Below are 7,947 nucleotides of genomic sequence, written 5' to 3'. Positions count from 1 at the left end.
CTCACTATGCGCTACCGTAAATGCCACCCGCGCAAGACGGCCCACGCCGGACGAATACGGCGTCTTGCGCCCGAAGTGCCGAGGTCGTGAAGACCAGACCGCCGCCAAGCGCTGCGAAAAATAAGCGTCTGTCCATATTATGATCTCACTTCTGCTAAACCGCATCGGCGCCCGACGAGCACCATCGTCCCTGAAATGCGGACGATCTGTTACGGTTGCGTGCAAAACGGATCACGTAAACGATATTGGCAGGCCAGCCCCCCACGATTGGCGTGGAAGGTCCAACTTTGAGTACGCTCGTTTGTGACCCTATTTCGTCGGTCGCAGCTTTGCGAGCGCTTCGGCAAGCTGGGTCAGCGTGTACGGCTTGCGCAGCAGCGGTAGGTCGTCGTTCATCGCTTTTGGGACCAGACGTTGAGCGGTGTAGCCAGACGTTAAGAGCACCGGCAGTTCCGGATGGCTGCTCTTTAGGGAGCGCGCCATCTCGATGCCTGTCATGCCTATCCCCATGATGACGTCGCTGAACACGAAATCGGCTTGGCACCCGCCTTCGATCAGCTCCAACGCGGTGTCTGCGGACTCTGCCTCAATAACGCGGTACCCCAACTCTTCCAGCATTGAGCGGGTGGCGACGCGGACGTCGGTATCGTCCTCTACAAGCAGCGCCAGACCCTCGGTATACTTCGAAGCCTGCTCAAAAGTATCGGCGACGGCGGAAGTCAATGGCGCTTCGGTCCGAGGCAGGAAGATCGAGACAGTCGTTCCGGCCCCCGGCGTGCTGTCGAGCTCCACGAAGCCACCCGACTGCCGCGCGAAGCCATAGACCTGGCTTAGGCCTAGGCCCGTGCCTTTGCCAACGGCCTTGGTCGTGAAGAAGGGCTCGAACACCCTGGCCGCGATCTCCGGCGCCATGCCCGGACCATTGTCGCTAATCGAGACCTTGACGTAGTCGCCCGCACCCGCTTCGTGAGGCTCGGCTTGCTGATGTGTGATCTTGACGTTTCCGGTCGAAAGCACCAATTCGCCGCGCTCGTTCATCGCGTCGCGCGCGTTGATCGCAAGGTTCAAAATGGCGATCTCGAGTTGGTTCGGATCAGTCTGGCAATACCACAGGTTCGGCGTCCGGTGGACTGAGACCCTCACCGCCTCGCCGATCGCGCGGTCGAGCAAGGTCTCGAAAGTCGGCAGGAGATCCGTGACGCAGACGGCGTCCTGCCGCATGTCCTGGCGCCGCGCGAAAGCGAGGAGCTGCTCGTTCAGACGGGCGCCGCGTTCCACGCCGAGCCGGGCGGCGTCGAGAAGCCGCTGCACCCTGTCGTCGAGTTGCACCCGCCGCGACAACGATTCCAGGCTGCCACCGATGATCATGAGAAGGTTGTTAAAGTCGTGCGCGATGCCGCCGGTCAATTGCCCGATGGCTTCCATCTTCTGGCCCTGACGCAGGGCCTCGTCCAACAACCGACGCTCGGTATTGTCGACTATGATGCCCACGATCCGTTCCGGATGGCCGTCGCGGAAGAATGTGCGGCCCTTCACCTGGACCCAACGGACCGCGCCATCGCTCGCCCGCAGGATTCGGCGTTCGACATCAAGTCTGCCTGTGGTCTGCGCGAGAGTTATCGCGTCAACGAAGGCTTGGCGGTCCTCTGGCAGGAAGTGCTTCGCCGTGTCCTCGAGGCCCCAGGACGTCCGCAGCTCCGCGTAGCCGAAGATCGCGTCATGACGATGAGATCGGACCGACGTGTCGGCAGCGATGTCGAGATCCCAGCTTCCCATGTCAGCGGCGTCCAAGGCGATCGCCAGGCTTTGCTCGACACGCATTCGCTCGACGATTTCCGACCCAAGCCGCAGATTGGCCTGGGCGACCTCACGCGCCCGCTCGTAGTTCGCCCGAAGGTCGGTGACGATCATGCAGAGCATGCTCGCCTCGCCAGCCTCCACCACCATGTTAACGACGGACAGGTTTGCTTGGGCGACCCCACCGGAGGCCAGACGCAGGGACATCTCCGCCGACACGCCCTCGGGACCTGATTGGGTCAGCATGGCGGCGAGATCGGCCGTCTCCTCGACGTAGTCGACGATCGGATCACCAATGATGTCCTCCGACCGGCGGCCGACCAGTTCCGCGAAGCTCTGGTTGCAATAGAGGACGGTCCCCTGGCCGTTCATTGTGACCGCGCCCTCGCGCATCTGTTCGACAAGCACGCGATAGGGCCGGTCGGCGTTCTCGAGGGTGTAGACGACATGCCCCTGCGGCCCGCCCACAATGACCGCGTCGACGTCGCCATTGCGAATGGCGTCCAGGGTCTCGTTCGCCTCCTGCAACGCGGCCTCGAGCTCCCGGATGCGGGCTTCTGAGGCCGCCAGAATGTCTCCCCGCCCGCTCATGAAGAGGCCTTCGCGTTCCCCCCGGATGAGCCGAGGCTCAGTCCGTCGAGGACCCGGTCAAGGTTCGAAAGGTCGCCGACGATCCGGCGTAGCGGCGGAGGCGCCACCTTGACGAGCGTCGGGGTAGCGACGATCTGGAATTCGCGCGTGTCTTCCGGATGGGTGTAGACGTCGATTACTTCGAGATCGAAACGGCCCGCCAGATGGTAGTCGCAGATCCGACGGACGTTGGTGATCGCGTTATGAGAACGTGTCGTGGTACCGGCGACGAACAGGCGCAGCACATAGAGCTCTGGCATTGGGGGCTCAGAACAGATCATGAGGCAGGTGGCTCGCCCGGCCGGATGTCCAGACCCACAAGCACACGCTCCGTGTCGGACAGGTTGCCGATGATGCGTTTGATCGGCGGCGGCAGCCGCCGCACCAGGGTTGGCACCGCGAGGATCTGGTCGCCGGCGGCAAGCTGCGGACTCGTTAGGATGTCGATGACCTCAATCGTGTACATGCCGGCCAGGTGCTCCTCGCAGATCGATTTGAGGTTCGAGATCGCAGCCAGTGACTTCGGCGTTTGGCCTGCAACGTAGAGGCGGAGGTTGTAGTGGCCAGGCTTTGCAGGGTCGGACGTGACTTCGACGTCGCTCATTCGGCCGCACCGCGTTTGACCGCCATCGCTGCCCGGTCGGCGATGAGAACGTTCCCATGGTCGACCTCTTGACGGTTCAGCATTTCGAACTCTTTCTCTTCGGCTTCAAGGCCAGCCCTAAGCTCGGCGATCTGACGTTCCAGCGATGCACGGCGGCGGTCGAGTTCACGGGCTCGCCGATCGTTTGAATATCTACGCTCTAGCGCTTCGCTTTTCTCTCGGGCTTCCTGCGCCTGACGAGCAGCTCCCGTCAGCACCCCCTCCGGCCCCACATACGGCGCGATGAGCTGTATCCCTGATCCGGTCAGGAGGTATTCGCGCATTTGATTGGAGTGGCTCATGCCGCGCGCCTTCAACACGGACATCACGCGGTTGCGTTCGCCGCTAGACTCGACTTCGATCAGCGAAATCCATGTGTCCATCAGGGACGACACCCCGCGATCGGCCTCGCTAGCGTGATCGCTCGCCAAGGACAGGCTCGTGAAGAAGGCCGTGATGCCTCGTTCTTTGCAGACGTCGGCCAATCTCAGAAGCGTGCCGTGGATCTCGGACTGCACGCCGCGGAAGGCCGAAATGGGATCGACCACGATCGCCGACGGACCGAACTCGACGATGTCCCGATGCATCCGTGTCAGGTGCATTTCGAGGCCGTAGAGGCTCGGTCTCGCCGACTCGAAGACAAGAAGGCCGCTTTCAACGTGCTTTTGCAGATCGATGCCAGCAGAGCGCATGTTACGCACGATTTGGTCGGGCGATTCCTCAAATGCGAAATAAAGGCAGCGTTCGCCGCGATTGCATGCCGCGTTGGCGAAGCAAGCGCTAAAGGTCGACTTCCCCGTGCCTGCTAGCCCCGAAAGCAGGACGCTGGATCCGCGGTAGAACCCGCCTTGCGAGAACATGGCGTCGAGGTCCACCACGCCGGTCGGCACGATGTCGGACGATATCTTATGTTGCAGGCCCGCCGAGGTGATCGGCATGACGCTAACGCCACGATCATCGATCAGGAACGGGTATTCGTTAGTCCCGTGGGAGGAACCCCTATATTTGACGATCCGAAGGCGCCGGGTCGTGACCTGATCGTGGACCCGGTTGTCCAACAGGATTACGCAGTCGGAGACGTATTCTTCGATGCCGTAGCGGGTGAGCTGGCCTTCGCCTCGCTCGCCGGTGATCACGGCGGTGACGCCACGATCCTTCAGCCAGCCGAAGAGCCGGCGAAGTTCCGCGCGAAGGCCGGCTTGGTCCTTGAAGCCGGAAAACAGCGCTTCGATTGTGTCGAGCACCACACGTTTGGCGCCAACCTGGTCGATGGCGTAGCCGAGTCGCACGAACAAGGGTTCCAAGTCGAACTCGCCGCTGACCTCGATCTCGGAGGGTTCGATGCGAACGTGGTCGATGACAAGTTTTTGGCCGGCGATCAGAGCGTCGAGGTCATAGCCAAGAGAGGCGACGTTGGCCGCCAGGTCCTCGGAGCGTTCCTCGAAGCTCATCAACACGCCCGCCTCGCCGAACTGGACGGCTCCGTTCACAAGGGACGTCATGGCGATCAGGGTCTTGCCGCATCCTGCCGAGCCGCACAGAAGCGCCGGACGGCCTTTGGGCAGGCCACCGCCGGTGACGGCATCGAGACCTTCGATCCCAGTAGGCGCTTTTTCCAGTGCCGGCTTCCCATGGGCCCTGGCGGCCTCAAGCTCAGTCAATCGGTAACTCCGGTCTTAATGCACGTGTCTAGGATCGTCAGTCGACGTTGCGCCTATCGCTTGTTCTTCCGCCCGCTCCACGGCCGCTTTTAAGACGGTCTCTACGAAGTTCGTAAGCGTACGGTTTTCCTGCTTCGCGGCTTTCCTAGCCTGAGCCAGCAGGTTGGGGTCGAAGCGGAACGTGACGAGTTTCTTCAAAGGTCGGCAACCCGTATCCGTCTGTCGGTACGTCGTAAATACGTTTCTGAGGCTTCGGTTCCGGACCCGTCAAACAGATGAATGTCATCTCTGTGTTGAACTTCGCCAACACGGTGCGATCGCTAGTATCAGACCGCAGGTCACGCGGGTAAATTCAATTTCGGACATGCCGACAGACGAAACGCCGACTTAAAAAGAAACAGGCATTAAGCAGCGAGCGATGCCGCCTAGCTCTCAAACTGCTGCATCTAGGGAAGGACGATCTCCGAAAGCTTAGGATTCACCTTCCGCAAATGCCAGCGTACAACTGAAACTACTGTAGTGACCCGCCCGCCCAGCAGGCTCTCGCGCAAAACGCCCTAACCGACCATGCCAGTGGCGCCAAAGATTAAAGACTTTTATGCCGCCGTTTTAGCTGTCGTTGATGCGATAAGCCAATGATTAAGCTGCCGCGCTATCGTCCCCGTCGGAGCGCCATTCAGGAGGTTAGAGATCGGAAAGCGTGTCTGATATCCAACCAAACGCATGATGATTTCCTTGTTCGGACCGCGCAACGTCAGGCTGCGGTCAGTTCCAAAAGATCCATCCCTTCGCCGGGCTCGGTCGAAGATTTGTCCACAATAGCCGCTAGCTTTATGATTGAGCGCTCCATGTCATTGGTTTGCGACAAACATCGGCGTCGCATTGGCATCGGGATAGGTGAGCTCCCAACCACCACCGAGTGCCTTGTAGAGCGCGACGAGATCGGTCGACACGTTGGCGGTGCTTTGCGCCAGCTGCTGTTCGGCCTGCAGCACGGTGCGCGCGTCGTCGAGCACGGTGGTGAATTCGGCAACGCCCTGGGAATAGCGCGAGCGCGCAAGCACCAGCGCGGCGCGGGCGTGCTCGACCTGATCTCTGAGGCGGACACGTCGGTCCTGCTCAGTGCGATAGGAGGTCATCGCATTGACCACATCGTGCCAGGCCTGCAGCACGGTCTTATGGTAGGCGATCGCCGCTTCCTGCTGCTGGTGTTCGCGCAGCACCAGCGTCGACTTCAACCGCCCGCCTTCGAAGATCGGCACGGTGACGCTCGGCCCGATCACATATTGCAGCGACGAGCCGCGAAAGATGTTCTTGGCATCGAGCGCCTGCAGGGTCGGCGTGCCGTTGAGGCGGACGGTCGGATAGAACTCCGCCACCGCCACGCCGATGTCGGCGGTAGCCGCATGCAGCTGCGCCTCCGCCATGCGGATGTCCGGACGCCGCCGCGCCAGTTCCGACGGCACGCCGATCGGCACTTTCGGCGGGTTCGGCGGGACGCTCTTCGCCGGCATCAGTTCGGAGCTCAAGCCGAGCGGCGGCTCGTCGAGCAGCAGGCTGATGGCGTTGACCTGCTGGATTTCTTGCTGTTGCAGCTGCGGCAGTTGCGCTTCGATCGACGCGACCTGCGCCGCGGCGCTTTCGGTGTCGAGACCGGTGACCAACCCCTTTTCCTGACGCACCTTGGTAACGCCGAGAATCTCGTTGTCGACCTGCAGATTGTCCTTGGCGATGCGGATTAGCGCCTGGGTGCCGCGCAGCTGGACGTAGTCACGCGCGACCTCGGCGAGCGAGGACACCAGCACGTCGCGGCGCTGCTCGGCAGAGGCATCGATGTTGGCGTCCGCCGCCTCGACCTGGCGGCGCACATGACCCCAGAGATCGAGCTCCCAGGAGGCGTCGAAACCGACGGAGTAATTGCTGATCGGCTGCGCGAAGCTCGACGTGCCGGCGCCGCCGGTCAATGCCGCCGGAAGCAGGCTGAGATAGGAATTCTGGCTGAGCTGCTGGCGTTGATACTGGCCGGTGCCGTTGAGGGTCGGCAACTCGGCGGCCGCGGTGACGCTGCGCTGCGCGCGGCTTTCGGCAAGCCGCAACGTCGCGGTGCGCACGTCGAGGTTCTGGTTGGCGACGCGGTCCTCGAGTGCGGTGAGGATCGGATCGCGAAAGATGCGCCACCATTCCGCATCGCTCGGGGCGCTGGATGTCGCCCCGGTGACAGACACGGGCAGCGCGACGCGTTTGCCGGTGTCGAGAAACGACGTCTGCGGCAGCAGCGGAGTTGGCGCGGCGAACTCAGGCCCGACGCTGTTGCAACCGGCGAGCGCCAGCGCGATCGCGGTCGTCGACAGGATGATCGTGGGTATTTTCATCATTCAGTGTCCGCCACCGCCGCCACCTGTCGCCTTCTTGGCGGATATGAGGAAACAGAACGGGACTACACAAAAAGCCAGGATCGCGAAATAGAAGAACACGTTGGAATAGGCTAAAATCTGGGACTGTTTTATATATGTCTGATAAACTTGGCCGACCGCGACGTCGTGCAGATTAGCGCCGCCATGCCCGATCGTGCGCAGGCCGGCTTCGGTCTGAGCCACGAGCGTGTTGTACGGTTGATGGAACGGCGTCATCCACTGCGACAACGTCTGCTGGTTGGCCTGTGAGCGTTGAGTGACCAGCGCCGTCGACGCCGAGATCCCAACTGCGCCCGCTACATTCCGGAACATCGAGAACAACGCCGCACCGTCGCTGCGCAGGCTTTGTGGCAGCGTCAGATAAGCGATCGTCGAGATCGGCACGAAGAGGAAGGCCAGAGACGCCGACTGCGTACTACGCATCAGGACCAGGGTCTTGAAGTCGATGTCAGGTACAAGACCGCAAGAATAGAGCAAAGCGCAGCCCATCGAAAAGAAGCCGAAGGCGACGATGATGCGCGTTTGGATGACCTTCATGAGTTGCCCGACGAACGGTATCAGGACTATGACCACGACACCGCCGGGCGAGAGAATGTAGCCTGAGAGCGTCGCCGTGTATCCCAAGACCTGCTGCGCAAGCTGTGGAATGATCACGGCGCTAGCGTAGAGAACGCCGCCCATCGCACCCATCAGGATGCACCCCATCGAGAAATTCTTGTCCTTGAAGACATCGAGATCGATGATCGGCTTCTTCGCTGTCAGCAGCCAGCCGATGGCGCCGGCGATACCGATGAAAGACAGC

6 protein-coding genes are annotated in these 7,947 nt (G+C 61.5%); all 6 read right to left on the bottom strand.

Annotated features, from left to right (window positions below):
• Window positions 1–309: 309 nt before the first annotated feature.
• The gene (locus GSQ79_RS14190) at window positions 310–2,388 is read right to left on the bottom strand and encodes an ATP-binding protein (protein WP_158809353.1); all 2,079 of its coding nucleotides are present in this window, start codon (window positions 2,386–2,388) and stop codon (window positions 310–312) included.
• Window positions 2,385–2,672: a circadian clock KaiB family protein gene (locus tag GSQ79_RS14185; protein ID WP_246725331.1), complete on the bottom strand. Its 288-nt coding sequence runs from the start codon at window positions 2,670–2,672 to the stop codon at window positions 2,385–2,387. The genes GSQ79_RS14190 and GSQ79_RS14185 overlap by 4 nt, the downstream gene beginning before the upstream one ends.
• 32 nt (window positions 2,673–2,704) lie before the next feature.
• Window positions 2,705–3,031, bottom strand: a complete 327-nt coding sequence (gene kaiB, locus GSQ79_RS14180) for a circadian clock protein KaiB (protein ID WP_158809351.1) — start codon at window positions 3,029–3,031, stop codon at window positions 2,705–2,707.
• The gene (gene kaiC, locus GSQ79_RS14175; RefSeq protein WP_158809350.1) at window positions 3,028–4,731 is read right to left on the bottom strand and encodes a circadian clock protein KaiC; all 1,704 of its coding nucleotides are present in this window, start codon (window positions 4,729–4,731) and stop codon (window positions 3,028–3,030) included. The genes kaiB and kaiC overlap by 4 nt, the downstream gene beginning before the upstream one ends.
• 851 nt (window positions 4,732–5,582) lie before the next feature.
• On the bottom strand, window positions 5,583–7,106 hold the full coding sequence (locus tag GSQ79_RS14170) for an efflux transporter outer membrane subunit (protein ID WP_246725330.1): 1,524 nt from the start codon (window positions 7,104–7,106) through the stop codon (window positions 5,583–5,585).
• A partial coding sequence (locus GSQ79_RS29565) for an MFS transporter (RefSeq protein ID WP_246725329.1) occupies window positions 7,107–7,947 on the bottom strand: 841 nt, incomplete at its 5' end.

Origin of the sequence: Beijerinckia sp. L45 (assembly GCF_009765775.1) — a bacterium.
GTDB lineage: Bacteria > Pseudomonadota > Alphaproteobacteria > Rhizobiales > Beijerinckiaceae > RH-AL1.
Note: the sequence above shows the minus strand (reverse complement) of the source record. Positions and strands in the feature narration are given on the sequence as shown.